Source organism: Kitasatospora sp. NPDC007106 (assembly GCF_040634455.1).
Lineage (GTDB): Bacteria > Actinomycetota > Actinomycetes > Streptomycetales > Streptomycetaceae > Kitasatospora > Kitasatospora arboriphila.
This window is the reverse complement of the sequence record NZ_JBEYFP010001261.1, coordinates 1-1,343: the sequence shown is the minus strand read 5'-3', so window position 1 is coordinate 1,343 and position 1,343 is coordinate 1. Positions and strand designations below refer to the sequence as shown.

2 protein-coding genes are annotated in these 1,343 nt (G+C 76.6%); one reads left to right on the top strand and one right to left on the bottom strand.

Annotation, left to right across the window (positions count from 1 at the left end; genetic code table 11):
• Positions 1-554 (bottom strand): hypothetical protein (locus ABZ641_RS37665; RefSeq protein WP_359989108.1); only part of this gene is annotated, 554 nt, incomplete at its 3' end.
• A gap of 137 nt (positions 555-691) precedes the next feature.
• Here ABZ641_RS37665 and ABZ641_RS37660 point away from each other — a divergent pair.
• Positions 692-1,267: an XRE family transcriptional regulator gene (locus ABZ641_RS37660; protein ID WP_344624210.1), complete on the top strand. Its 576-nt coding sequence runs from the start codon at positions 692-694 to the stop codon at positions 1,265-1,267.
• The last annotated feature ends 76 nt before the right edge of the window (positions 1,268-1,343 follow it).

Sequence of the window (1,343 nt, the reverse complement as noted above, 5' to 3'; positions counted from 1 at the left end):
GGCTCCCGCCCGCGGCGCCCGGCCAGCAGGACGCCGCCGCCGACCGCCACGTTGCAGAGCCGCTGCACGCACAGCACGAGCAGCAGCCCGCCGCCGTCGGAGGCCCGGGCGACCAGGGCCATCACCGTGCCCATGCCGAGGGCCGCCGACAGCGTCAGCACCAGCACCCGCAGGCCGACCGTGCCGCCGCCGCGCCGCGGACCGCCGGCCAGCGCGACGCCGAGCACGGCGACCGCGATGCCGGCGGCCTGCGCCGGGCCCGGGCGCTCCCCGAGCAGCAGCCCGAGCCCGACCGGCACCGCGACGCCGACGGTCGCCAGCGGCGAGACCACCCCCATGGGCCCGAGCGCGAGGGCGCGGTAGAAGGCGAGGAGCGCGAACGGCCCGATCACCCCCGCCGCCACCGCGTACCAGAGGCCGGCGGAGGCCGCGCCCGCGCCGCCGGCGGCGAGGACGGCCAGGACGAGCAGCACGGCCGCGGCGGCCTGCGAGGCGACCACCACGGTCAGCGCGGACAGCCGGCGGGTGAGCGAGCCGCCGCCGTAGTCGGCCATGCCCCACAGCAGGCTGGCGGCGAGGGCGAGGAGCTGGGATAGCACAGTGGACTCCGGAGTACGGTCGGGTGGACGCTCGGTGCCCCCGCAGCTTAGGTCAACAGAGTGAACCTGACGAATCAATTCATTGGACTGGTATGCCCGACCCCGATCTGATCACCCAGGCCCTGGCGCGCAACCTCAAGCGGCTGCGCGCCGACCGCGGCCACACCCTCGACGCACTCGCGGCCCGCTCCGGCGTGAGCCGCGGCATGATCGTGCAGATCGAGCAGGGGAGGACCAACCCGAGCGTGGGCACCGTCGTCCGGCTCGCCGACGCGCTCGGCGCCTCGATCGCCCGGCTGCTCGACTACGACGAGACCTCCACCGTGCGGATCGTCCCCGACGACGAGGCCGTCCAGCTCTGGTCGGGAGCCGAGGGCGGCACCGGGGTGCTGCTCAGCGGCATCGAGGCGCCCGGCCCGCTGGAGCTCTGGCAGTGGCTGATCCTGCCGGGGGAGGGGCACGGCTCCGACCCGCACCCCGCGGGCACCGTGGAGATCGCCCGGGTCGAGGAGGGCGAACTCACCCTCACCCTGGACGGCCGCGACCACCTGGTGCCGGCCGGCTCCACCGCCTCCTACGAGGCGGCCGCCGCGCACGGCTACCGCAACGACGGCGAGGTGCCCGTCCGGCTCACCCTCGTGGTCTCCGTGCCGCCGCCCCCGCGCTGAGTCCCCGGGTGCATGCCGAAGCGCCCCCCTCCCCGGCCGGGGAGGGGGGCGCGGTCGTGCGCGGGGCGGTCAGTCG

Bases quoted from the DNA above. Each gene is read 5' to 3' on its own strand.
- ABZ641_RS37660 (WP_344624210.1), top strand. From the start codon at position 692: ATGCCCGACCCCGATCTGATCACCCAGGCCCTGGCGCGCAACCTCAAG.